This is a genomic window from Rhodococcus oryzae (assembly GCF_005049235.1).
GTDB classification, from domain to species: Bacteria; Actinomycetota; Actinomycetes; order Mycobacteriales; family Mycobacteriaceae; genus Rhodococcus_G; species Rhodococcus_G oryzae.
In genome coordinates this window covers 321577-345402 of the sequence record NZ_SUMD01000001.1, presented here as the reverse complement: position 1 = coordinate 345402, position 23826 = coordinate 321577, and the positions used below count along the sequence as shown (strand labels likewise).

The window sequence follows — 23826 nt, the reverse complement described above, 5'->3', positions numbered from 1 at the left end:
ACGTTCGCCTCGCAGCCCGGGGCCGGACGTCCTGAGCGGAGCCTGCGGAGCGACCAAGGGCACATTCAGGAGGATCAGTGACTGCCGTAGCGCCCCAGCCAGTCCCCGAGATAAACGCCGCCAGGCCCTACCCGGCGCGATTGGGACCCAAGGGCTCGTACATCTACAAGATGATCACCACCACTGACCCCAAGGTTCTTGGGATCATGTACATGGTGACGTCGTTCGCGTTCTTCCTCGTCGGCGGCCTCATGGCCCTGCTGATGCGAACAGAACTCGCGGTTCCGGGAATGCAGTTCCTGTCGAATGAGCAGTTCAACCAGCTCTTCACCATGCACGGCACGATCATGCTGCTGCTGTACGCGACGCCGATCGTGTTCGGATTCGCGAACTACATCCTGCCGCTGCAGATCGGCGCCCCCGACGTGGCGTTCCCGCGCCTGAACGCGTTCAGCTACTGGCTGTACCTGTTCGGCGCGCTCATCGCCACCGCCGGCTTCATCACCCCCGGTGGTGCCGCCGACTTCGGTTGGACCGCCTACAGCCCGCTGACCAGCGCCCTGCATTCGCCCGGCGTCGGCGCGGACCTGTGGATCCTGGGACTCGCGGTCGGTGGTCTCGGCACCATCCTCGGTGGCGTCAACATGATCACCACGGTGATCTGTCTGCGCGCCCCCGGCATGACCATGTTCCGCATGCCGATCTTCACCTGGAACATCCTGGTGACGAGCGTCCTGATCCTCCTGGCCTTCCCGCTGCTGACCGCGGCGCTGCTGGGTGTGTTCGTGGACCGGCACTTCGGGGCACACATCTTCGACCCGGCCAACGGCGGCGTCCTGCTCTGGCAGCACCTGTTCTGGTTCTTCGGTCACCCCGAGGTCTACATCATCGCGCTGCCGTTCTTCGGCATCGTCTCGGAGATCTTCCCGGTGTTCAGCCGTAAGCCGCTCTTCGGCTACAGCGGCCTGGTCTACGCCACGCTGGGTATCGCGGCCCTCTCCATCGCGGTGTGGGCACACCACATGTACGCCACCGGCGCCGTGCTGCTGCCGTTCTTCTCCTTCATGACGTTCCTGATCGCGGTCCCGACCGGCGTGAAGTTCTTCAACTGGATCGGCACGATGTGGAAGGGCCAGGTGACCTTCGAGTCGCCGATGCTGTTCTCCGTCGGCTTCCTGGTGACGTTCCTCTTCGGTGGTCTGTCCGGCGTGCTGCTCGCCAGCCCGCCGCTCGACTTCCACGTCACCGACTCGTACTTCGTGGTCGCGCACTTCCACTACGTGCTCTTCGGCACCATCGTGTTCGCCACCTACGCGGGCATCTACTTCTGGTTCCCGAAGATGACGGGTCGCCTGCTCGACGAGCGCCTCGGCAAGTGGCACTTCTGGACGACCTTCATCGGCTTCCACACCACGTTCCTGGTGCAGCACTGGCTGGGCAACGAGGGCATGCCCCGTCGTTACGCGGACTACCTGCCCAGCGACGGATTCACCACGCTGAACACGATCTCCACGATCGGCGCGTTCGTCCTCGGTGCCTCCACGCTGCCGTTCATCTGGAACGTCTTCAAGAGCTACCGCTACGGCGAGATCGTCACGGTCGACGACCCGTGGGGCTACGGCAACTCCCTGGAGTGGGCGACGTCCTGCCCGCCGCCGCGGCACAACTTCACCGAGCTGCCCCGGATCCGTTCGGAGCGTCCGGCGTTCGAGCTGCACTACCCGCACATGGTCGAGCGGATGCGTGCCGAGGCGCACGTCGGGCCCGGCCACGGCAGCAAGGCCACCGCGGTCCTCGAGGACGCGCACTAGCCGCAATGAACAACTCTCAAGGCCCCGCCCGAGCTTCGGGCGGGGCCTTGTGATTGGCACAATGGGTTCGAATCCGCGGTCTGTGCCGCGGGATGGAGGGAGTTCTCGGTGGGTTCAGACACCACGGTGTTGGTCACGGTCACCGGACCGGACCGCCCCGGCGTCACGTCCGTGCTGCTCGCGGCGCTCTCGCGTCACCGCGTGAGCCTGCTGGACGTGGAGCAGGTGGTCATCCGGGGGCGCCTGACGCTGGGCGTCCTGGTGTCCTACCCGAACGACGCCGACGCGCTCCAGGACGAACTCGAGGGGGCGATGGCCACCGTCGGCATGCAGGTCGATGTCGAGTCCGGCTCGTTCGCCGCGGCCCGGCCCGCGCCGTCCACCCATGCGGTGGTGGTGCTCGGCAGCCCGGTCACGGCCCGCTCGTTCAGCACGATCGCCCGTGAACTCGCCAAGCAGGGCGCGAACATCGACTCCATCCGAGGCATCGCCGACTACCCGGTGACCGGTCTCGAGCTGATGGTGACCGCCGCCAACACCGGCGCCGAGGCGGACGCCGCCCTGCGCACCGGACTGTCCGAGGTGGCCGTCGGGGAGGCCGTGGATGTCGCCGTGGAGCGGGCCGGGCTGGCCCGACGCGCGAAGCGGCTCATCGTCTTCGACGTGGACTCCACCCTGGTGCAGGGCGAGGTCATCGAGATGCTCGCCGCCCGCGCAGGCAAGGAGGAGGAGGTCCGTGCCGTCACCGAGGCCGCGATGCGCGGCGAGATCGACTTCACCGAGTCGCTGCACCAGCGGGTCGCGGTGCTGGCCGGGCTCGACGCCTCGGTCATCGATGAGGTGGGTGAGTCGCTCGAGCTGACCCCCGGCGCCCGCACCACCATCCGGACGCTGCGCAGGCTCGGGTTCCACTGCGGCGTGGTCTCCGGCGGCTTCCGCCAGGTGATCGAGGGACTCGCGCACGAGCTGGAGCTGGATTTCGTCGAGGCGAACACCCTCGAGATCGTCGACGGCAAGCTGACCGGCCGGGTGATCGGCGATGTCGTCGACCGGGCCGCGAAGGCCGTCGCGCTGCGCAAGTTCGCCGCCCAGTCCGGCGTCGCGATGGAGCAGACCGTCGCCGTCGGGGACGGCGCCAACGACATCGACATGCTCAACGCCGCGGGCCTCGGGGTCGCGTTCAACGCCAAGCCGGCACTGCGGGAGGTGGCGGACGCGGCGCTCTCGCATCCGTTCCTCGATGCGGTGCTGTTCATCCTCGGCGTGACCCGCCACGAGGTGGAGGCGGCCGACGCCGAGGACGGACTGGTGCGCCGGGTGCCGCTCTGATGGGCGAGCGCCCCCCCGCCGGCTTCCTGGACCGGCACGCGGTGCTCGCGGCCGGCTACGGCGGCCGCGTGGACCCGGAAGACCTGGCGCAGGTGCTGGCGATGCCGATGGTCCTGCACATCACCAAGGTGCACCCGCCCGCGCGCAGCGCACTGCTGGCGGCCGCGGCCGCGGCGACCGTCGCGCTGTGCCTCGACGAGCGGGCAGGCACGACCGACGACGGCGAGCCGGGCCCGTGGCAGCAGCCCCTGCTCGACTGGACGGGCTCGCGGATCCGGAAGGTCGCGCGCCGGGCCAGGGGAGCGCAGTGGCTCGCCGCGCAGCAGGTGGACGGCGTCACGGTCGAGGTCGACGGGGCGCAGGCCAGGGCCATCGTGCCCGGCCCGGTCGGCGAGGTCGATCAGCGCGTCCGCAAACTCCAGATCGGCGGCACCGACCTCGAGCACGACGAGCCGGGCGAACCGGTGTCGGGCCTGCCTGTGCTGTGGGTGAACCGTTCCCTGGAGATGACCGTCGGCAAGGCCGCGGCCCAGGTCGGGCACGCGTCGATGCTGTTGGCGGGTGCGATGGACCCCGAGCGGGCCTTGGCCTGGTCGCTCGACGGCTACCGCTGCAGTGTGCGGGACGCCGATCCGGCGCAGTGGGCGGCCCTCGGTGAGCTGGTGGCGCAGCGGCGGGCGATCGCCGTGCGCGACGCCGGGTACACCGAGGTGGCCCCGGGCTCGATGACGGTGATCGCCCACCCCTGACCCGCCGGTTGGTCAGTCGAACCGCTTGTCCACTGCCGCGGCGAAATCCACCGTGCCGGGTATGTCGCCCGCCGCGGTGAAGGCGTCGGCGATCTCCTGCTCGGACGCGATCACCTTGTCGGTCAACGGGATCGGCTGCTTGATCGACCGCGTCCAGGTGGTACGGGAAGCTTCCGGGCTGATCGAGGTGAGTTCCGCGTACTTCGTCGACCATTCGTCGAGGTTGGCCTGCGACCAGGTCGTCGCCGCCGCGTAGCGGGTGAAGAAGTCCTCGATGGCGGCGGCCTTGCCGGGGTCCGCGATCGCGTCGGCGGAGGCCGCCCAGAAGTTGTACCCGTTGGCGGCCTGATCTGCGGTGGCGATCACCCGTGCGCCGGAGTCCTTCTCGGCGATCGCGGTGTACGGATCCCAGGTCGCCCAGGCGTCCACGTCGCCCTTGGTCAGCGAGGCATACCCGTCCGCGGGCGTGAGGAACACGACCTCGATGTCCCGTGTCGTCAGGCCCGACTTCTGCAGTTGCAGTAGCAGGTTCGCGTGGGCGGAGCTGCCCTTGAAGACCGCGACCTTCTTGCCCTTGAGGTCGGCGACCGAGCGCGCCGCGGAGTCCTTACCGACCAGGATGGCGTCGCCCCTGCCGGTTGCCTCGAGGGCTCCGACGATCTTGATGTTCGCCTTCGAGGCGGCGCCGAAGATCACCGGGGTGTTGCCGGTCTGGGCCAGGTCGATGCCGCCCGCGCTTGCGGCCTCCACGAGCGGGAGACCAGCGGTGAAGGTGGAGAACTCGAGCTTGTAGGGCAGGTTCTCCAGCTGGCCCGCAGCCCGGAGCAGGACCTCGATGGAGATGGCCTTCTGGTCACCGACCTTGAGCGTCACCGCCGACAGGTCAACGGGACCGGTCGGGGCGGCGTCCGCCGTCGTGTCGCCGCCGCTGCTGCAGGCGCCGAGGAGCAGGGAGGTCGCGGCGATCAGGGCGACGCCGGTGAGGCGCAGGCGGGGGGAGCGGAATTTCACTGTGCTGCTTTCTTCTTCGTCATCGGTTCGGGTCTCGGTGGGCGAATGCGGTGGGATGTCAGGCCTCGACCCCCAGGAGGGTGAGCAGGCGTCCCGCGTACACCGCGGCCTCCGGGGCGGCGTGCTGTCGCGGGCGGGGCAGGTCGATCGGCACCTCGTGCCCGATGCGTCCGCCGTCGAGTACCAGCACACGGTCGGCCAGGGCCACCGCCTCCGTCACATCGTGGGTGACGAGCAGCACGCCGAGGTCGTGCTCGTCGAACAGTCGCAGCAGCAGACCGTGCATGGAGAGCTTGGTGAGTGCGTCGAGCGCACCGAACGGCTCGTCGAGCAGCAGCAGGGTCGGTTCGGCGACGAGGGCCCGCGCCAGTGCGGCCCGCTGAGCCTCACCGCCGGACAGCGTGAGCGGCCACGCGTCGAGCCGATGGCCGAGACCGACCTCCTCGAGCACCCGCCGGGCCTTCGCGAGACGGGCGGGTGTGCGGCGCCGGTCGCGCAGTCCGAGCTCGACGTTCCTGCTCACCCTCAGCCAGGGCACCAGCCTCGGTTCCTGGAAGGCGACGGCGGGTCGGCCGTCGACCGCCACCGTTCCCTCGTGGCCGTCGGAGAGGCCTGCGATCGCCCGTAGCAGCGTCGACTTGCCGGAGCCGCTCGTGCCGAGCAGCGCGACGATCTCGCCCCTGGCAACGTCGAGGTCGACGCCGTCGAGGACCACCCGGCCGTCGAAACTCTTGTGCAGGCCCGACACGTGCGCGGCCGCGGTGGGGGGACTGAGGACGTCGGTCATGGAATCAGCTCCTTGTTCGTGCTGGGTCAGCGGGGTGGGTGCGGCTGCCAGCGCAAGGCCCGAAGCTCGAGTGAGCGCACGATCGAGTCGGTGATCAGCCCGAGCACGCCGTAGACGATCAACCCGAAGATGACGATGTCGGTGCGGAGGAATTCCCTGGCGTTGTTGACGATGTAGCCGAGGCCCTCACTGGCGTTGATCTGCTCCGCGACGATGAGCGAGAGCCAGGCGATGCCGAGGCTCTGCCGCAGACCGACGAGGATCTGGGGGAGCGCGCCCGGGATGACGAGGGTGCGCAGCCGCTCACCGGTGCTCAGTCCGAGTACCCGGCTCAGCTCGAGGAGCTTCGGGTCCAGGTGGCGGATACCGGAAAAGGTGTTGAGGTACAGCGGGAACGCGACGCCGAGGGCGATGAGGTACACCTTCGGCGTCTCCCCGATGCCGAACCAGATGATGAACAGCGGGATCAGGCCGAACAGGGGCACCGTGCGGAGCATCTGCAGCGGTGGATCGATCACGTACTCGCCGAGCCGGCCGAGACCCGCGACGATCCCGAGGCCGACCCCGAGGGCCGCCCCGAGGATGAAGCCCAGCAGCACGCGCTGTCCGGAGACGAGCAGCGCGTCACCGAGGGCGCCGGACCGGTACACCTCCAGTCCCGCCGCGACGACGACGGACGGTGCAGGCAGCGTGCGCTCGGAGAGCAAGCCGCTCTGGCTGCCGATCTGCCAGGCGATCAGCAGGGCAAGGGGGGCCAGCGCCCGCAGGAATCCGGGCCTGCGCCGGCCCGGGGTCCGGGCGGGTTCCCGTGCGGTGGGTGCCGGGTCCCGGCCGGTCTCGACGAGCATCGCACCTCCAGGCTGTCGCGGTGCCCATCGCGGTGACGGGCCGGTGACGAATCCTCGGCGAACGCCTCGGCCGCGGGAAGGGTTGAAATCAGTGAGACGGAATCTGTAGGGGGACGGGCCCGGCGCGGGTATGGCTTGACCATGACGCAGCGTCATGGTCGATGCTGGGTTCATGCGAATCGGCGACCTGGCCCAGACGGCCGGAATCACCCCTCGGACAATCCGGCACTATCACCGTCTCGGGCTTCTCGAGGAGCCGAGACGGCTCTCCAACGGCTATCGCGCCTACGAGTTGCCGGATCTGATCAGGCTGCTCCGCATTCGATGGCTGGCCGCCGCGGGGATCCCGCTCGGTTCGATCGCCACGATCATGGAATCGGCCCGCGCGGAGGGTGATACGGACGACCTCGGCGATGACCTGACGGTGCTCATCGACGGCATCGATGCCGAACTCGATCGCCTGGGCGGCCAACGGCGGCGGCTGCAGGAGATGCTCGACGCGCACCGCGAGGGTCGGCCCGTCTCGCCACTACCCGCCGAGCTGGCCGTGGCCTTCTCCGAATTGATCTCGGCGGAAGGCGATCCCAGAACACGCCGTGAGTTCGAACGCGAGCGGGATGCCTGGGAACTGCTCGCCGTTTCCGGGACGGGTCCCTCCGCGCTCTTCGACGCCGCGACGCGGGTGCTCTCGGATCCGGGCTCGCGCGCGGCGATGATCGGACTCTATCGGCGGTTCGGGGCACTGGTCGGGGCTGATCCCGCTGCAGTAAGCGAGGAGATCGGCTCTCTCGCTGAGGAACTCGCGGCCGTGATCGCTCACGAGTATGTCGGAACGGGCTTGATCGGTGACGTCGAGTCCGTGGCCCCTGGCCCGCGTCCGATGATGACGGTCGCCGAGTTGGTACCGGACCCGGCGCAATGTGAGGTCCTGACGCGTGTCCTCGAACGGCTCGGGTCGGGGCTGGACGTCGAGGCCACCCCGTGATCGCCGCGGTGCGGATGTGGGTCAGGGGACAGGTGGACGATCGGCACGGTCAGGCAGCCGCGTTCGGATACAGCAAGGGCACCGCCGTGCTCCCGCTCGCGTTCATGGTCGCCGGGCTGATCGAGGCGGTGGCGATCCATCTGCTGGTGCCCTGGCAGTGGCTGCGCGTGACGCTGCTGGTCGCGACGGTCGGCTCCCTCATCGCGGTCGTCGGCTGGCTCGCCGGGCGAGCGGTGCACCCGCACCTGGTCACCGAGACGGAGCTCGTCCTCCGACAGGGTTCGGCGGTCGTGGCAACCGTCGATCTCGTCGAGATCGGCGCCACGAGGCTGATCAGGCGGTTCGACCGCACCGACGAGGAAGTACGCGACGGCCGCCTGTACCTGCCGGGCCCGGACGGCACGGTTCTCGACATCGACTTTCGTAGCGGTGTCCCGATCGCCTTCCGCCGTGACGAACCGACCGTGATCATGGGCGTGAGCCTGCATCTGGACGATCCGCGGGCGATGCTCGATCGGCTCGATGCCGTGAGGACCTGACCGGTTGGCGTGACAAGGAGTACCACTCGTGCAGTCCAGCGATGGTGAAGTGGCTCTTTGTTGACGGTCCAGTTGTCGGGAGACTGGCCGCCATGCTCACCCGCCTGCCCTCCCGTCTCGCCGCGCTCTTCGTCGGACTGTGGCTCTACGGTTTCTCGATGGCGCTGATGGTCGTCGCCGGGCTCGGGCTCGACCCCTGGGACGTGTTTCACCAGGGTGTGGCGCAGCGGACGTCGCTGAGCTTCGGCACCGTCACCGCTCTGACCGGTGCTGCGGTGCTGCTGCTCTGGATCCCGATCCGCCAGCGCCCCGGCTTCGGCACGGTCGCGAACGTCGTGGTGATCGCGGTAGCGGTGGATACCTCGCTGGCCCTGCTCCCCGAACTGGACACGCTGGCCACCCGGATTCCGGTGATGCTGTTCGCGGTCGTCCTCAATGCGTTCGCGGCGGCGCTCTACATCGGTGCCGGGCTCGGCCCCGGGCCGCGGGACGGGTTGATGACCGGGCTGGTCGCGCGCACCGGGCTGTCGGTGCGGTTGGTCCGCACCGGACTCGAGGTGGCCGTGCTGGCGACCGGCTGGATGCTCGGCGGCACCGTCGGGGTGGGCACCGTCGTCTACGCGCTCGGCATCGGACCCCTGATCCAGCTGATGATGGGCCTCCTGAACCGGCTCGGTCCGAACCGTGGCGGCGGCGGTGCGGCGCCGGCGATGTCGGTGCCCGCCGTCGCACGCGAGGATTGCCCGGCCCGTTGACCTGCGCGGCGTGCCGGACCGGCGACACGCAACCCGGTCCTGACGCGTGCGCCGCGAGCGGGTAGGTCAAGATGGGCGTCGTGTCCGAACTTGATCCCGATCTGCTCATCGATTTCGACGACGTACTCATCCGCCGTGGCGGTGTGACCCTGGTCGGCCCCGTGACGTGGAAGGTGGAGCTCGACGAGAAATGGGTTGTGCTCGGGCCCAACGGCGCGGGCAAGACCTCGCTGCTGCGGATCGCGGCCGCCGAGGTGCACCCGACCTCGGGCAAGGCGCACCTGCTCGGCGAGGTCCTCGGCCGCGTCGACGTCACCGAGCTGCGACCGCGGATCGGGCTCTCGTCCTCCTCGCTCGCACACCGGGTGCCCGCCGACGAGGTGGTGCGCGACCTGGTCGTCTCGGCCGGCTACGCCGTGCTCGGCCGGTGGCGGGAACGCTACGAGGAGATGGACACCACCCGCGCGGTGGAGATGCTCGAGAGCCTGGGCGCCGAGCACCTGGCGAACCGGACCTACGGCACGCTGTCGGAGGGGGAGCGCAAGCGCGTACTGATCGCGCGGGCCCTGATGACAGATCCGGAACTGCTGCTGCTCGACGAGCCGGCGGCCGGGCTGGACCTGGGCGGGCGCGAGGAGCTCGTGGCGCGGCTCTCGGACCTGGCCGCCGACCCGGACGCGCCCGCGACCGTGCTCATCACCCACCACGTCGAGGAGATCCCGCCTGGCTTCACGCACGCGTTGCTGCTCAAGGAGGGCGAGGTCGTCTCGCAGGGTCTGATCGACGACGTGATCACGGCGGAGAACCTGACACACGCGTTCAGCCAGGCGATCAGCCTGGACAAGGTGGACGGCCGGTTCTTCGCCAGGCGCACCCGGCTGCCGGGCCAGCACCGCCGCTGAGGCACCCCGCGGGAGGCCACTTTCTTGAGCCGCGCGAACTAACCGGCGCGGTGGCGTTGTAACGTCCGACACATGGCCACTTTTGAAGCACACCCCGAAGTCCCCCCGAAGGACGCCTCCACCGTCATCCTGGTGCGCGACTCCGAGTCCGGGCCCGAGGTGTTCCTGCTCCGGCGCGTGGGTGGGATGGCCTTCGCCGGTGGCATGACCGTGTTCCCCGGCGGCGGCGTCGACCCGCAGGACGCCGACGCGGACGTGGCCTGGACCGGCCCTCCGGTCTCCTGGTGGGCCGAGCGGTTCGGCGTCGACGAGAGCAGGGCGAAGGCGCTGGTCTGCGCGGCGGTGCGGGAGACCTTCGAGGAGTGCGGCGTGCTGCTGGCCGGGCCGACCGCGGACACCGTCGTCGCGGACACCGCCGGCTACGCGCAGGCACGGAAGCAGTTGGAGGCCCGCGAGTTCTCGTTCAGCGAGTTCCTCGCCCGCGAGAACCTGGTACTGCGCGCGGATCTGCTTCGGCCGTGGGCGAATTGGATCACCCCGGTCGGCGAGGGCAGGCGCTACGACACCCGTTTCTTCGTGGCCGCGGCCCCGGCCGGTCAGATCGCGGACGGCGAGACGTCGGAGGCCGCCGAGGTCACCTGGCAGACCCCGGCACAGGCCATCACGGACTGGATCGAGGGGCGCACCATGCTGCTCCCGCCGACCTGGAGCCAGCTGAGCTCGATCGGCGAATACGCCACCGTCGCAGACGTTCTCGCCGCCGAGCCGGAGATCCCGGTGATCCTGCCGACGCTGTACCAGGAGGAGGACGGCTCGTGGCGGGTGCGATTCCCCGGTCAGGATCCGTACTACGCCGCCGGGGCGCACCCGTGGGGCGAAAGGTAGCCTTCGCTTCATGGCTGAGTTTGTGACTCTCGAGGTATCCGACGGCATCGGCACCATCCGGCTCGCGCGCCCCCCGATGAACGCGCTGAACCGTCAGTTGCAGGAGGAGCTCCGGGCCGCGGCCCGCGAGGCCACCGTCAACGCCGACGTCAAGGCGGTCATCGTGTACGGCGGCGAGAAGGTGTTCGCGGCAGGCGCGGACATCAAGGAGATGGCGGAGATGTCCTTCGCCGAGATGAGCCCGGTCGCGGGTGACCTGCAGTCGGCGCTCGGCTGCATCTCCGAGATCCCGAAGCCGACCGTCGCCGCGATCACCGGCTACGCCCTCGGCGGCGGCCTGGAGATCGCGCTCGGCGCGGATCGCCGGATCGCGGGCGACAACGCCAAGGTCGGCGTCCCCGAGGTGCTGCTCGGCGTGATCCCCGGCGGCGGCGGTACCCAGCGCCTGGCCCGACTCATCGGCCCCAGCAAGGCCAAGGACCTGGTGTTCACCGGACGGTTCGTCGGTGCCGAGGAGGCCCTCGCGATCGGCCTGATCGACGAGATGGTCGCCCCCGACGAGGTCTACAACGCGGCCCGCAAGTGGGCTTCGCAGTTCGTCGGCGCCGCGAGCCGCGCACTTGCCGCGGCCAAGGCGTCCATCGATCAGGGTCTCGACACGGACCTGAACACCGGGCTCAAGATCGAGGCGCAGCAGTTCGCGCAGCTCTTCGCGACCGAGGACCGGACGATCGGCATGGAGTCCTTCGTGGCGAACGGCCCGGGTAAGGCGCAGTTCACGGGCAAGTAGCGGCCCGGCACCCGCACAAAACTAGAACCTGTTCACACTCCTTACTACCCGGTAGGCTCTCACCCATGACTGCAAGCCCGAATGACGGAATCGATCCCGCGCCGCGTCCGCACGCCACCGCCGAAGAGGTCGAGGCCGCTCGTAAGGACACCAAGCTCGCCCAGGTCCTGTACCACGACTGGGAGGCCGAGACGTACGACGACAAGTGGTCCATCTCGTACGACGAGCGCTGCATCGACTACGCCAAGGGCCGGTTCGACGCCGTCGCAGGGGACCTGCCGCTGCCGTACGAGCGGGCGCTGGAACTGGGCTGCGGCACCGGCTTCTTCCTGCTCAACCTGATGCAGGGCGGGGTCGCCAAGACCGGCTCCGTCACCGATCTCTCGCCCGGCATGGTCAAGGTCGCGTTGCGCAACGCCGAGCACCTCGGCCTGAAGGTCGACGGTCGCGTCGCGGACGCCGAGCGGATCCCGTACGACGACAACACCTTCGACCTCGTCGTCGGTCACGCGGTGTTGCATCACATCCCGGACGTCGAGCAGTCGCTGCGCGAGGTCCTTCGGGTGCTCAAGCCGGGCGGCCGATTCGTCTTCGCAGGCGAGCCCTCCACGGTCGGCAACTTCTACGCCCGCTGGCTCGGTCGCGCGACCTGGGAGGCCACCACCACGGTCACCAAGCTGCCGTTCCTGGCCAGCTGGCGTCGTCCGCAGGAAGAGCTCGACGAGTCCTCCCGCGCCGCGGCACTCGAGGCCGTCGTCGACATCCACACCTTCGACCCCACCGACCTCGAGAACATGGCGAAGTCGGCAGGCGGCACCGAGGTACGGGCCATCACCGAGGAGTTCGCCGCGGCGCTGCTGGGCTGGCCGGTGCGGACCTTCGAGGCGGCGGTTCCGCCGGAGAAGCTCGGCTGGGGCTGGGCCAAGTTCGCGTTCGGTGGATTCAAGACGCTGAGCTGGGTCGACGAGAAGCTGCTCAAGCACATCGTCCCGCGCAACTTCTTCTACAACGTGATGATCACCGGCGTGAAGCCCGAACCGAAGTAGTGGGATACGAGTTCACCCGGGAGGACGTGCGGTACCTGACGTCCGAGGACGGCATCGCCGCCCTCGCCGAGGTGGATCGGCTCGAACTCTCGACACGCACGCACCTGGCCGACATCGGCCGGGTGCGTGCGCGTTTTGCCGACCGCTCCGGTGCCCTGGTCGAGACGGTGCTGCTGCGCCGCAAGGCCGTCGGCAAGATCGACGGTGGCCGGGACTGGCTGTTCACCGATGACGCGCTGCAGCAGACGACGCCCTCGGTGGTCGCGCGCAGGCGGGCCGAGCGGGTGGCCGGCCGGGCCGTGCACGACGTGACCTGCTCGGTGGGAGCGGAACTGTCCGCCCTGGTCGGCATCGCGAGCGCGGTGATCGGCAGCGATCTCGACCCGGTGCGCCTGGCGATGGCGCAGCACAACGTGCCCGGCGCGACGGTCGTCCGCGCGGACGCGTTGGTGCCGTGCACCCGCGACACCGTCGTCCTCGCCGATCCGGCCAGGCGGGCGGGCGGCAGGCGCAGGCACGACCCGGCCGCCCTGCAGCCGCCGCTGCCGGACCTGCTGGAGGCGTACCGCGGCCGCGACCTGTCGGTGAAATGCGCTCCCGGACTGGACTACGACGCGCTGGAGTGGCCCGGCGAGGTGGAGATCGTCTCGCTCGACGGGGGCGTGCGCGAGGCCTGCCTGTGGTCGCCCGGGCTCGCGGGGGCGGGGGTTCGTCGTCGCGCGACCGTGCTGACCGCGGACACCGCCTGGGAGCTGACCGACGCCGAACCGGACGAGATCCCCGAGCGCGGACCGGGGGAGTGGATCGTCGACCCGGACGGGGCGGTGGTGCGCGCGGGCCTGGTGCGGCATTACGCGGCCCGGCACGGGCTCTGGCAGCTCGACCCGCGGATCGCGTACCTCACCGGCGACGCGGTGCCCCCCGGCGTGCGCGGGTTCCGGATCATCGAGCAGCTCAAGTACTCCGAGAAGGCGCTGCGTCAGGAGCTCGCCCGCCTCGACTGCGGGGTGGCCGAGATCCTGGTGCGCGGCGTCGACGTGGACCCCGCGGTGTTGCGCCCCAGGCTGAAGCTGCGCGGCTCGGCCTCGCTGAGCGTGGTGCTGACCCGGATCGGCCGCACCCCGGTCGCGTTCGTCTGCGCCGCGGGCGTCCGGCTCTAGCGGAGGACGAACACCTCGCCGATCAGGGTGGGGGTGACGACCTCGCCGCCGGGTCCGATCGACGTGCCGACGGTGAAGCCCTCGGCGCCCGGCAGGGTGTCCTGGTCGAGCGTCTCGCCGGTATCGGTGTCGAAGGTGAGCACCGCGAGACCGGTGTTGCCCTCGCGCACGACGGTGTAGCCGGTCGAGCCGCCGGTCTGCGCAGGGACGCCGAGCTGAACGACGTCCTTTCGCTCCCACAGCAACTCGGCGTGGTCACCCTTGTCCTCGAGGGCGAGCAGGTGGCCCTTGTCAGAGCCGGCCGGGATGATCAGGCCGTCCGCGGCGACAGTGGGGCTGCCCGCGGCGGCGAACCCGAGGTCGTTGCTCCAGCGGGGCTCGCCGGTCTCGGAATCGAGCGCCCACAGCGTGCCCGCGCTGTCGTTTGCGTAGAGCGTCGTCCCGTCGGCGGAGATCACCGGGCTGGACGTCACACCGCCGGGCAGCGCGTCGGAGGACCAGTCCTCGCTGATCCGGCCGTCGGCGTACCGCAGGCCGACCAGCTCGGTGTGCGGGCGGCCCGGTCGCCAGACGGTGACGAAGAACCTGCCGGTGGCGAGGTCGATGGACGGTGCCGTCGAGACGGGGCACTCGGGGGCGCCGAAGAAGCACTGCTCGAGTCCCTGCGCGGCGGGCGGCAGCGGGACGTTCTGGGCGACGTCGTAGGTCGGCGTCGGGATCAGCTGGTACGACGGCACGATCTCCTTGCCGGTCTGGGTGCTGAGCACCGAGACGACGCCGAAATGCGTGACGAACAGCAGGTTTCCGTCGGCGGTGAACTGGGCGGACAGCGGCGTCCCGCTCACCACGGTGCGCCAGCGCAGCTGACCGTGCTCGTTGAAGGAGTTCATGGCGCCGTCCTCGCCGACGTACACATTCGTGACGCGGTCGACGAGAGGGGTCGAGACCGCGACGCCGGGGCCGAGCCGGTTGCACCAGCGCTTGCGGCCGGTCTCGATCTCGAACGAGAAGAGGTTGCAGCCGTTCTCGCTGCGCGAGGTGACGAAGATCTGGCCGTTCGATGCGACCGAGGCTGCCGTCGCGGTCGGTGCGCCGATCGGGCGCGACCAGTCGAAGGAGATCGACCGGGCCCCCTCGGCGGGGCTGGTGCCGCTGTTGCGGGCGTCCGCGTGCATGGCGGGCCATCCGCTCGGTGCGTAGGCGTCATCGAGCGGTGGTGCGCTGCTGCAGCCGCCGATGATCAGCGCCGAAACTGCCGTCAGCGACACCGCTGCCGACCGGAGAACACGCCGCATTCAACACTCCTCGTGTGGATTTCGCTCGGTGCAGACTATCCGGCCGAGACCCGGGGGGTGTGAACCCGCCCCTTCGCGGAATGCGGATCGACTATCCGTTGAACGCAGGACAATCGGGCGTGCCGATCGCCAGTCGGGGTCCGCGGACGAAATGTGAGTGGTTCAGAATTCAATGGACAGCGTGATGACAAGCGTCCAATTGTGGCGCGATGGAGCAGGTCCGGCGCCTCCTGTGATTGGAACGTGATTTCGGTACATTCCGTATCGGATTGCGATAGTTAGCCGACAGAAACGCACAATTCCGGTCGCAATTGTGTTTGAATGGCGACATGGAAGGGCCAGGGGGTGGAGATTTGAGTGCGCCGCGCCGTTCGCCGCGCGTCGACGCGAACGACAATCACCTGCTCGGCACGCCTCAGGCGGGGGTGGTGATCGTCGTCGGCCTGATCGTCGGCGCCGCGACGCTGATCGGCGTGATGACGTCCTCCCTGCTCGCGGTCATCGTGGTCGCGGTGACGGCGGCGCTGGTCGCGGCGCTGCTGGGAGGCGGCGGATGGCTCGGCGGGGGCGGCGGAGTGGGCCGTCGCGGAGCTCACATTCGCTGACCGTAGGCTGCATGGCATGACCAGCATGTGGGGCGCACCGTTGCGCACGAGGTGGCGGGGATCACGTCGGACCGACAGCGAGCAGGCGAAGTTCCTGACTCGTGACTCCCTGCGATGGGTGCTCGAGAACAAGGCGTACACGCCCTGGTACCTGGTGCGCTACTACCGGCTGGCCAAGTTCAAGCTCGCGAACCCGCACGTGATCCTGCGCGGCATGGTCTTCCTCGGCAAGAACGTGGAGATCCACTCGACTCCCGAACTGTCGCGGCTCGAGATCGGCCGCTGGGTGCACATCGGCGACGGCAACGCGATCCGCTGCCACGAGGGTTCCCTGCGCATCGGCGACAAGGTCGTCTTCGGCAAGGACAATGTCGTCAATACCTACCTCGACATCGAGATCGGCGCTTCAACCCTGGTCGCGGACTGGTGCTACATCTGCGACTTCGACCACCGGATGGACGACGTCAACGTCCCGATCAAGGACCAGGGCATCGTGAAAGGCCCGGTTCGGATCGGTCCGGACACCTGGGTCGCCGCCAAGGTGACCGTGCTGCGGAACACGATCGTCGGCCGCGGGTGCGTGCTCGGCGCGCACGCGGTGGTCAAGGGCGAGATCCCGGATTACAGCATCGCGGTCGGCGCGCCCGTCAAGGTCGTCAAGAACCGCAAGGAGGCCTGGGAGGCAGGCGCGGCCGAGCGGGCCAAGTACATCGCCGCCCTCGAGGACATCGAGCGCAAGAAAGCCGCGGCAGCACGCTGAGGCGCTGCGCGCCTGTGCGCGGTTGACGAGTCCAGGGACTCGTCAACCGCGCACAGGCGGCGGAGCCGCCTACCGGCCGGGGAGCGGCCGCTGCGGGATGTCGGGGCGCGCCAACGGGTGTCGCACCCGTCGCTTGGCGCTCAGGTAGACCTGCGCGGTGTCGAGCGCGACGCTGTGCCAGTCGAAGTCGGCGGTGAGCCGTTCGCGGGCCGCGTCGGCCCGGCGCTGCGCGGCCGCGGGATCGTCGAGCACCTCGCGCACCGCCGACGTCAGCCCCTCGACGTCGCCGGGTAGGAAGGACATGCCGGTGACGCCGTCGACGACGGCCTCGCCGAGCCCGCCCGCGGTGGAGGTGACCAGCGGGGTGCCCGCCGCCGCCGCCTCGAGCGCGATGATGCCGAACGGCTCGTACCGGCTGGGCAGCACGATCGCGTCCGCCGCGTGCAGCCAGCCCAGCAGCTCAGTGTGGTCGAGACTGCCGAGGAAGGCCACCGAGCGCAGGACCCGGTTGGACCGCGCCTCCTGCTGAAGCCACTCGAACTGGGTGCCCTCGCCCGCGACGGCCAGCGTGGTGCCCGGGTGGCTGCGCCGGATCCGGGGCAGCGCAGCGATGATGTCCTGCACGCCCTTCTCGTACTCGAGCCTGCCGACGAACAGCAGCCGCGGCGGGCCGGAGCGCGGCGCGCGCTGCCGGTAGTTCCAGGTGGTGACGTCGATCCCGTTGCGGATCACCGTGATCGGCGGCAATTGCGGACCGTAGAGCTCGGTGACCTCCTCCTCCATCGAGGCGGAGCAGGTGATGATCGCGTCCGACTCGTTTGCCAGCCACCACTCCACGGAGTGCACCTGACGGTTGATCGTCCCGGAGATCCAGCCGCTGTGCCTGCCGGCCTCGGTGGCGTGCAGCGTGGAGACCAGCGGCACGTCGAAGTACTCGGCCAGCGCGATCGCGGGATGCGCGACCAGCCAGTCGTGCGCGTGCACGACATCGGGCTGCCAGCCGTCGCCGAGCCCGGGCTTGCCGAGCGCGACGCCCGCGCGCACCATGGCGTGCCCCATCGCGAGGGTCCAGGCCAGCATGTCCTCGCCGAACACGAAGTGCGCCGGGTCCTCGGCGACCGCCACCACCAGCACGCCCTCCGAGATGTGGGTGATGGTCGGGTGGGTGGACGCGTCGGTGCCGGTGGGGCGCCGCGAGAGCACGACCACCTCGTGGCCGGCCTGCACCAGCTCGGTGGCCAGGTGGTGCACGTGCCTGCCGAGCCCGCCGACCACCACCGGCGGGTACTCCCAGGAGACCATCAGGACCTTCATGCGGGACCACCGATCGCGTCGTCGGGGAGTCGCCGGGCGTCCAGCGAGGGGAACAGCCCGTCGGCGTGGTTCCAGCCGTCGGCCAGCTGCCGCGCCCGGTCCAGGTGACCCGCGGCGACGGCGCCCGCGATCTCCCGGGTGGCGTGGGCGTGCAGGTGTGCGCGGTCACGGGCGTACCCGGCGGCGGAGTCCTTGCTGACCATGAACGCCCAGTCGCTCTGCACGGTCATGATGGCCTCGCGCAGGATCTGGTCGTTGACGCGATCGCGCAGCTCCGGCCGACCGGGCGCGCGCTGCGCCCCGCGGGCCTTGTCCACCGCGTCCAGCGCGGTCTGCACGACCTCGGTGTTCAGCTGCACGAGGTCGGCGACCTGATCGCCGGCCCAGACCCGCCAGTCCTTGCCGCTGCCCCAGGAGGAGTCGGCGAGCTGGACGGGTTCGCCGACGAAGCCGGCCGCCCTGGCATCGGAGAGGGTGCCGACCGGGATGCCCGCCTCAGGCAGCGCGCGCAGGACCTTCTCCAGCCACTGCGGACCCTCGAACCACCAGTGTCCGAACAGTTCGGTGTCGAAGGCGGCCACCACGAGCGCGGGCCTGCCGATGCGTTCGCTCTCCGAGCGCATCCGGGACCTGACCGTGTCGACGAAGTCCGCGACGTGTCGATCGATGGCGGCGGCCGCGAGCTCGGGGTCGTACGGCGCCTTGTCCTTCGAGTCGACGGTGCGGCCGGTGACCCGTGCGGGCTTGAGGCCGGTGTCGTGGTCGTAGGTGTGGAAGTCGCGGTAGGCGCCGTCGCCCGGGTAGCCCGACTTCGGCGACCACACCCGGTACGAGACCTGCAGGTCGCGGCCGAAGGCCACCACGTCGGATTCGCGGACCGGGCGGCCGAGGGAGGTGTCCCCGCGCAGCGACGGGCCGTCCACCATGAAGTGCTGCACGCCGGCGGCGTCGTATTCCCGTTCCATTCCGGGCGTGTAGCCGCACTCGGGTGCCCAGATCCCGGAGGGCTTTGTGCCCCAACGTGCCTTGGCGTCGGCGAGGCCCTCGCTGAGCTGGAACGAGCGCAGCCGTGGATGGAGCAGCGGCTGGAACGGATGGGCCAGCGGTCCACCGAGGAGCTCGATGGCGTCGGCGTCGACGAGCCCGCGCAGCACCGGCGAGCCGCCGTGCGCCCAGCGCTCCTCGAAGTCGGTCAGCGCCTCCGCGGCGAGTCGGTGCTCGCGGGCGCCGAGGTCGCGGTGCGCCTGGTCGCGCATACCCGCTGCCTCGTGGGCGCGCAGCTGCCAGTTGCCAAGCCAGTGGTGCATCCCGGCCAGGCAGTGCGGGTCGTCGAGCTGGGCCGCCAGCACCGGGGTGATGCCGAGGCTGAGCAGCCGGGTGCGGCCTTCCGCGGCGAGCGTGCGCAGCACGCGGGCGACGGGCAGGTAGGTGGCCGCCCAGGACTGGTAGAGCCATTCCTCGCCGACGGGCCACCGGCCGTGGTTCGCCAACCACGGCAGGTGTGAGTGCAGGACCAGGCAGAACATGCCCGGTTCCTGCGCAACTCCGGTCGGCTGGCTCACCCTGACACCGCGGGCTTCCGCGCGATGGCGACCAGGTCCAGGCTGGCGTCGATGTCGGGCTCGGTGAGCGCGAAGTCGTCCACGGTGATGGCCTCGACGTCGGCGACGAGGTCCGCAGGCCACGGCTCGCCCGCCAGCGCGCGGTCGATCTGGGCGTCGATGAAGGAGCCGCCGTGCTTGGCATCGAGCTCGCGCAGGCGGGAGCCGTGGTGCACGCCGGTCATCAGGTCGACGACGAAGCCGGCCTCCTCGAGGAGCTCGGTCATCTCGGCGGCGTTGAGCTCGCGGGTGTGGAACGGGTTGAGCGGGGTGTCCCGGCCGGGGGAGAAGGTGATCCGGTTCGGGGTGCTGATCAGCAGCTCGCCGCCGGGGGTGAGCACGCGGAAGCACTCGGCCAGGAACTGGGCCTGGTCCCACAGGTGCTCGATCACCTGGAAGTTGACCACGATCCCGACGCTGGCGTCGGGCAGCGGGAGGTCCGCGAGGTTGCCCTGGCGCATGTCGATGCGCGGGTATCGGGCCCGCACGTGCTCGACGGCGGAGGTGTCGTAGTCGAGCCCGATGACCTTCTCGGCCACGTCGGCAATCATGTTGGCGCCGTAGCCTTCTCCGGACCCGGCCTCGAGGACGGCGCGGCCGGCGCAGCGCTCGAGCAGCTGTCGGTACACCACCTCGTGACGGCGGAACCAGTAGTTCTCCTCGGGCACGCCCGGGACGGTGCGCTCGCCGGTCAGCGGCAGGGTCGCTTCGCTCGGCTGCGGGGTCGCCTCGGCAGCCGTCGGGTGGTTATCGGCGTCGACGGACATGGCCGGGGTCGAGACAGATGAATCGCTCACCGTTGGGAGGTTAGTGCCCTCGGTGTCAGAACTGGTCGGGGTGGTCCACATCACAGGCATGAATGATCCTCCTGGCCGTTATGGTGGACGAGGTTTCCCACCCAAGTTACTAGCGGGTAACTTAACATGGGGTAATCTGACGCACACCCGACGTGCGAACGAGACGGTTACGCGAGCGCTCCTCCTCGGCGTGGAGCTGCTCTCGATCATCAGGCAGAAATACACAGGAGGTCGACGAAGACCCATGACGAACATCGTCGTTTTGATCAAGCAGGTTCCTGACACCTGGTCCGAGCGCAAGCTCACCGATGGTGACTTCACGCTGGACCGCGAGGCCGCGGACGCCGTGCTCGACGAGATCAACGAGCGCGCGGTCGAGGAGGCCCTGCTCATCAAGGAGGCGCAGGGGGGCGAGGTGACCGTGCTGTCCGCCGGCCCGGACCGCGCCACCGATGCCATCCGCAAGGCGCTGTCCATGGGTGCCGACAAGGCCGTTCACATCAACGACCCGGCCCTGCACGGCTCCGACGCCATCCAGACCGGCTGGACCCTGGCCGCCGCGCTCGGCCAGATCGGCTTCGAGAACGATGAGCCTGCGGACCTGATCATCGCAGGCAACGAGGCCACCGACGGCCGCGTCGGCGCCGTTCCGGCCATCATCGCCGAGTACCTCGGCATCCCGCAGCTCACCCAGCTGCGCAAGCTCACCGTCGCCGACGGCAAGGTCACCGGCGAGCGCGAGACCGACGAGGGCATCTTCGGCCTCGAGGCCTCGCTGCCCGCCATCGTCTCGGTCACCGAGAAGATCAACGAGCCGCGCTTCCCGTCCTTCAAGGGCATCATGGCCGCGAAGAAGAAGGAAGTTTCGGTCCTCACCCTCGCCGACCTCGGCGTCGACCCGGAGACCGTTGGCGTCGCGAACGCGGGCACCACCGTCACCGCGTCCACCCCCAAGCCCCCGCGTACCGCTGGTGAGCGCGTCGCCGACGAGGGCGATGGCGGCAGCAAGATCGCCGCTTACCTCGTCGGCCAGAAGATCATCTGATCGCGCCCCTCAACCAGCAGACCCACACGTAGGAGAAGACAGCAATGGCAGAAGTACTTGTGCTCGTCGAGCACGCCGAGGGTGCGCTCAAGAAGGTCAGCACCGAGCTCATCACCGCAGCGCGCGCGCTCGGTGAGCCGGCCGCGGTCGTCGCGGGCCCGGCCGGAACCGCGGCGAAGCTCGCCGAGGCCCTGGCCGCCGCGGGCGCCGCGAAGATCTACGTCGCCGAGTCCGATGACATCGACGGCTACCTGATCACCCCGAAGGTCGACGTCCTCGCCGCCCTGGTCGAGTCCGCCGGACCGGCCGCCGTGATCACCGCCGCCACCACCGAGGGCAAAGAGGTCTCCGGACGTCTTGCCGCGCGGATCGGTTCCGGCCTGCTCAGCGACGTCATCGAGGTCAAGGCCGACGGCAGCGCCGTGCACTCGATCTTCGGTGGCGCGTTCACCGTCGAGGCCAAGGCCAACGGCGAGGTCCCGGTCATCTCGGTTCGCCCGGGTGCCGTCGAGGCCCAGCCGCAGGCCGGTGCCGCCGAGCAGGTCACCGTCGAGGTGCCTGCTCAGGACGAGAGCGCAGTCAAGGTGACCTCGCGCAACCCGATCGTCGGCGGCGACCGCCCCGAGCTCACCGAGGCGTCGGTCGTCGTCTCCGGTGGCCGTGGCGTCGGCAGCGCCGACAAGTTCAGCGTGGTCGAGGAGCTCGCCGACTCGCTCGGCGCCGCGGTCGGTGCCTCGCGTGCCGCCGTGGACTCGGGCTACTACCCGGGCCAGTTCCAGGTCGGTCAGACCGGTAAGACGGTCTCCCCGCAGCTGTACATCGCGCTCGGCATCTCCGGCGCCATCCAGCACCGCGCAGGCATGCAGACGTCGAAGACCATCGTCGCCGTCAACAAGGACGAAGAGGCCCCGATCTTCGAGATCGCGGACTACGGCGTCGTCGGCGACCTGTTCAACGTCGCACCGCAGCTCACCGAGGCGGTCAAGGCTCACAAGGGCTGATCCCGCGTCACCTTTCGGCGGCCCCGTTCCCTGTTGGGAACGGGGCCGTCGTCGTGTTCACCGAAGTTGCATCGACACGACACCGACCTGATGCCGGGTGGCCGCCCGGCTCGGTGACCCTTCGGGCATGACGACAACGCCGGTCCTCATCAACGATTGCCCGAGCGTCACCACCGTCCCCAGATACACCCTGCTGCTGTCCTCGGACCGCGAGCACCGGATCGCAGCGCAGCGGCTGCGATACCAGGTTTTCGCGGCCGAACCGGGCTTCGAAGGCGCGGTTCGCGGCATCTCCGACGGTCTCGACGCCGACCACTTCGACGAGTATTGCGATCACCTGCTGGTACGCGACGAGCTGGCCGACGAGGTCGTCGGCTGTTACCGGATGCTGACCCCGGACGCCGCGATCGCCGCGGGCGGGCTCTACACCGCCACCGAGTTCGACCTCTCCGCACTCGACCAGCTGCGCCCACAGCTCGTCGAGATGGGCCGGGCCTGCGTGCACCCCGATCACCGTTCCGGTTCGGTGCTGGGCCTGATGTGGGCGGGCATCCTCAACTACCTGGAGCTCACCGGCTACCGCTGGGCCATGGGTTGCGTGTCGGTCCCGATGCAGGCCCGGCCGACTGATCTGCCGGGCGCGAACGTGCGCGGGGTCCGCGACCGACTGCTCGACGCGCACGCCACCGCCCCGGACCTCCGGGTGCGTCCGCTGCGGCCGGTGCCCGGCCTGGACGAGATCGCGGCCCCCGCCCGCACGGTGCTGCCCCCGCTGCTGCGCGGCTACCTGCGCCTTGGCGCCTCGATCTGCGGCGAGCCCGCCCACGACCCCGACTTCGGTGTCGCGGACTTCGTGGCCCTGCTGGGCATGGCGGAGGCCGACGAGCGCTACCTGAGCCGGCTGCGGTCGGCCGCCGCCGCCGTCCCGATGATCGTCCGATGACGCACGACTGGATGCCCTCGAGCCCCTGCGGCGACGGTTGCCTGCCCACCGCGGCGGAGCGGGCCGGCCTGGCCCGGAAGGCCGCTCGGTGCGCGATGCTCGCGGCGATGCTGCTCTCGCTGCCCGTTCTGCTGGCGGGTGGGGTCCTGCCGGGATCCTGGCGCCGCTCGCTGCAGCGCGGCTACTCGCGGGCCGCGCTGCGCGGGTTGGGCATGCGGCTGCGGGTGCGCGACGAGCGCGGACTCGACCTCGACCCGGGGGAACGGGGTGTGTTGGTGGTGGCCGGGCACGTCTCCTGGGCCGATGTGCTCGTGCTCTGCGCGCTGGGGCCCGCCGACTTCGTGGCCAGGGCGGACCTGCTGGACTGGCCGCTGCTCGGGACCCTGGCGCGGCGGATGCGGATCATCCCGATCGACCGGGCGCGGTTGTCCGAGCTGCCAGGCGCGGTCGACGAGGCCGCGGAGCGGCTGCGGGCCGGCGGACGGGTGGTGGCCTTCCCGGAGGGGACCACCTGGTGCGGGCGTGCCTATGGCAGCTTCCGCCCCGCCCTGTTCCAGTCCGCGGTCGCGGCAGGCGCGCTGGTGCAGCCCGTCGGGATCAGGTATTGCACACCGGACGGGCGGCTGGACACCACGGCCTGCTTCGTCGGGGACCAGACGCTGGCCGCATCGCTACGCCGGACGGTCGGGCTGCGCGGGCTCGACGTGGAGGTCCTGCTCGCGCCCCTCGAGGAGCCGGGCGCCGACCGCAGGGAGCTGGCGCGGCGCTGCGAGCGGGCGGCGCGCGAGATCCTCGGCGCGGACCTGACCGTGCAGGACATCCTCGACAGCATGGAGGAGCGTCAGACCACGGCGGCGTGAGCGCGCCT

Annotated in this window: 24 protein-coding genes; 17 read left to right on the top strand and 7 right to left on the bottom strand. The window is 70.0% G+C overall.

Annotated elements, in window-relative coordinates:
* The first annotated feature begins 77 nt into the window (after positions 1–77).
* The 3 genes from ctaD to FCG67_RS01555 all read left to right on the top strand — a co-directional run bounded on the left by ctaD (position 78) and on the right by FCG67_RS01555 (position 3889).
* On the top strand, positions 78–1811 hold the full coding sequence (gene ctaD / locus FCG67_RS01565; protein ID WP_077041122.1) for an aa3-type cytochrome oxidase subunit I: 1734 nt from the start codon (positions 78–80) through the stop codon (positions 1809–1811).
* A gap of 108 nt (positions 1812–1919) precedes the next feature.
* Positions 1920–3140, top strand: coding sequence for a phosphoserine phosphatase SerB (serB, locus tag FCG67_RS01560; protein WP_097213618.1), 1221 nt, complete (start codon positions 1920–1922; stop codon positions 3138–3140).
* Positions 3140–3889 (top strand): aminoacyl-tRNA hydrolase, encoded by a 750-nt coding sequence (locus FCG67_RS01555; RefSeq protein WP_136906508.1) that lies wholly within the window; start codon positions 3140–3142, stop codon positions 3887–3889. The genes serB and FCG67_RS01555 overlap by 1 nt, the downstream gene beginning before the upstream one ends.
* A gap of 12 nt (positions 3890–3901) precedes the next feature.
* Here the strand turns inward: FCG67_RS01555 and FCG67_RS01550 are convergent, their stop codons facing one another.
* From FCG67_RS01550 to FCG67_RS01540, 3 genes are read right to left on the bottom strand one after another with little or no spacing between them, the layout of a single operon-like run.
* Positions 3902–4900 (bottom strand): ABC transporter substrate-binding protein, encoded by a 999-nt coding sequence (locus tag FCG67_RS01550; protein ID WP_246044738.1) that lies wholly within the window; start codon positions 4898–4900, stop codon positions 3902–3904.
* Positions 4901–4958: 58 nt separating this feature from the next.
* Positions 4959–5687, bottom strand: a complete 729-nt coding sequence (locus FCG67_RS01545; RefSeq protein ID WP_136906506.1) for an ABC transporter ATP-binding protein — start codon at positions 5685–5687, stop codon at positions 4959–4961.
* Between the two features lie 26 nt (positions 5688–5713).
* Positions 5714–6535 (bottom strand): ABC transporter permease, encoded by an 822-nt coding sequence (locus FCG67_RS01540; protein WP_136906504.1) that lies wholly within the window; start codon positions 6533–6535, stop codon positions 5714–5716.
* Between the two features lie 172 nt (positions 6536–6707).
* Between FCG67_RS01540 and FCG67_RS01535 the strand changes: the two genes are divergently transcribed.
* The 8 genes from FCG67_RS01535 (at position 6708) to FCG67_RS01500 (ending at position 13597) form a co-directional block, all read left to right on the top strand.
* On the top strand, positions 6708–7520 hold the full coding sequence (locus FCG67_RS01535) for a MerR family transcriptional regulator (protein WP_136906502.1): 813 nt from the start codon (positions 6708–6710) through the stop codon (positions 7518–7520).
* Positions 7517–8059 carry a hypothetical protein gene (locus FCG67_RS01530; protein ID WP_246044736.1) on the top strand — a complete coding sequence of 181 codons (543 nt, stop codon included), beginning with the start codon at positions 7517–7519 and terminating at the stop codon, positions 8057–8059. The genes FCG67_RS01535 and FCG67_RS01530 overlap by 4 nt, the downstream gene beginning before the upstream one ends.
* Positions 8060–8151: 92 nt before the next feature.
* The gene (yczE, locus tag FCG67_RS01525) at positions 8152–8814 is read left to right on the top strand and encodes a membrane protein YczE (protein ID WP_246044733.1); all 663 of its coding nucleotides are present in this window, start codon (positions 8152–8154) and stop codon (positions 8812–8814) included.
* A 71-nt stretch (positions 8815–8885) separates the two neighbouring features.
* Positions 8886–9716, top strand: coding sequence for an ABC transporter ATP-binding protein (locus FCG67_RS01520; protein ID WP_027499165.1), 831 nt, complete (start codon positions 8886–8888; stop codon positions 9714–9716).
* A gap of 72 nt (positions 9717–9788) precedes the next feature.
* Complete coding sequence (locus tag FCG67_RS01515) at positions 9789–10601, top strand: NUDIX hydrolase (protein ID WP_136906500.1); 813 nt, start codon at positions 9789–9791, stop codon at positions 10599–10601.
* Positions 10602–10611: 10 nt separating this feature from the next.
* Entirely contained in the window at positions 10612–11391 is a 780-nt protein-coding gene (locus FCG67_RS01510) for an enoyl-CoA hydratase/isomerase family protein (protein WP_077041129.1), read from the top strand.
* A gap of 65 nt (positions 11392–11456) precedes the next feature.
* Positions 11457–12437 (top strand): class I SAM-dependent methyltransferase, encoded by a 981-nt coding sequence (locus tag FCG67_RS01505; RefSeq protein ID WP_136906498.1) that lies wholly within the window; start codon positions 11457–11459, stop codon positions 12435–12437.
* Positions 12437–13597 carry a class I SAM-dependent methyltransferase gene (locus FCG67_RS01500; protein WP_136906496.1) on the top strand — a complete coding sequence of 387 codons (1161 nt, stop codon included), beginning with the start codon at positions 12437–12439 and terminating at the stop codon, positions 13595–13597. The genes FCG67_RS01505 and FCG67_RS01500 overlap by 1 nt, the downstream gene beginning before the upstream one ends.
* Here the strand turns inward: FCG67_RS01500 and FCG67_RS01495 are convergent.
* On the bottom strand, positions 13594–14892 hold the full coding sequence (locus FCG67_RS01495; protein WP_136906494.1) for an outer membrane protein assembly factor BamB family protein: 1299 nt from the start codon (positions 14890–14892) through the stop codon (positions 13594–13596). The two genes, FCG67_RS01500 and FCG67_RS01495, sit on opposite strands and share 4 nt — an antisense overlap.
* A gap of 353 nt (positions 14893–15245) precedes the next feature.
* Here FCG67_RS01495 and FCG67_RS01490 point away from each other — a divergent pair, with 353 nt between their 5' ends.
* Both FCG67_RS01490 and FCG67_RS01485 read left to right on the top strand, forming a co-directional pair.
* Positions 15246–15497, top strand: a complete 252-nt coding sequence (locus FCG67_RS01490; RefSeq protein WP_136906492.1) for a hypothetical protein — start codon at positions 15246–15248, stop codon at positions 15495–15497.
* Positions 15498–15513: 16 nt separating this feature from the next.
* Positions 15514–16257: an acyltransferase gene (locus tag FCG67_RS01485; RefSeq protein ID WP_097213611.1), complete on the top strand. Its 744-nt coding sequence runs from the start codon at positions 15514–15516 to the stop codon at positions 16255–16257.
* A 69-nt stretch (positions 16258–16326) separates the two neighbouring features.
* Here the strand turns inward: FCG67_RS01485 and FCG67_RS01480 are convergent, their stop codons facing one another.
* Genes FCG67_RS01480 through FCG67_RS01470 form a run of 3 tightly spaced genes read right to left on the bottom strand, consistent with a single transcriptional unit; the run spans position 16327 to position 19969 of the window.
* A complete protein-coding gene (locus FCG67_RS01480; protein ID WP_136906490.1) occupies positions 16327–17571 on the bottom strand; it encodes a glycosyltransferase family 4 protein in 1245 nt (414 codons plus the stop codon).
* Positions 17568–19097 (bottom strand): 1,4-alpha-glucan branching protein domain-containing protein, encoded by a 1530-nt coding sequence (locus tag FCG67_RS01475; protein WP_136907132.1) that lies wholly within the window; start codon positions 19095–19097, stop codon positions 17568–17570. Before FCG67_RS01475 ends, FCG67_RS01480 begins: the two co-directional genes overlap by 4 nt.
* Before the next feature lie 32 nt (positions 19098–19129).
* Positions 19130–19969 carry a class I SAM-dependent methyltransferase gene (locus FCG67_RS01470; protein ID WP_425467777.1) on the bottom strand — a complete coding sequence of 280 codons (840 nt, stop codon included), beginning with the start codon at positions 19967–19969 and terminating at the stop codon, positions 19130–19132.
* Positions 19970–20213: 244 nt separating this feature from the next.
* Here FCG67_RS01470 and FCG67_RS01465 point away from each other — a divergent pair, with 244 nt between their 5' ends.
* The 4 genes from FCG67_RS01465 (at position 20214) to FCG67_RS01450 (ending at position 23818) form a co-directional block, all read left to right on the top strand.
* Complete coding sequence (locus tag FCG67_RS01465; protein ID WP_136906486.1) at positions 20214–21014, top strand: electron transfer flavoprotein subunit beta/FixA family protein; 801 nt, start codon at positions 20214–20216, stop codon at positions 21012–21014.
* A 44-nt stretch (positions 21015–21058) separates the two neighbouring features.
* Positions 21059–22015: an electron transfer flavoprotein subunit alpha/FixB family protein gene (locus FCG67_RS01460; protein ID WP_097213606.1), complete on the top strand. Its 957-nt coding sequence runs from the start codon at positions 21059–21061 to the stop codon at positions 22013–22015.
* 127 nt (positions 22016–22142) lie between these two features.
* Positions 22143–22958 (top strand): GNAT family N-acetyltransferase, encoded by an 816-nt coding sequence (locus FCG67_RS01455; RefSeq protein ID WP_136906484.1) that lies wholly within the window; start codon positions 22143–22145, stop codon positions 22956–22958.
* A complete protein-coding gene (locus tag FCG67_RS01450; protein WP_246044732.1) occupies positions 22955–23818 on the top strand; it encodes a lysophospholipid acyltransferase family protein in 864 nt (287 codons plus the stop codon). Before FCG67_RS01455 ends, FCG67_RS01450 begins: the two co-directional genes overlap by 4 nt.
* Positions 23819–23826 lie beyond the last annotated feature (8 nt).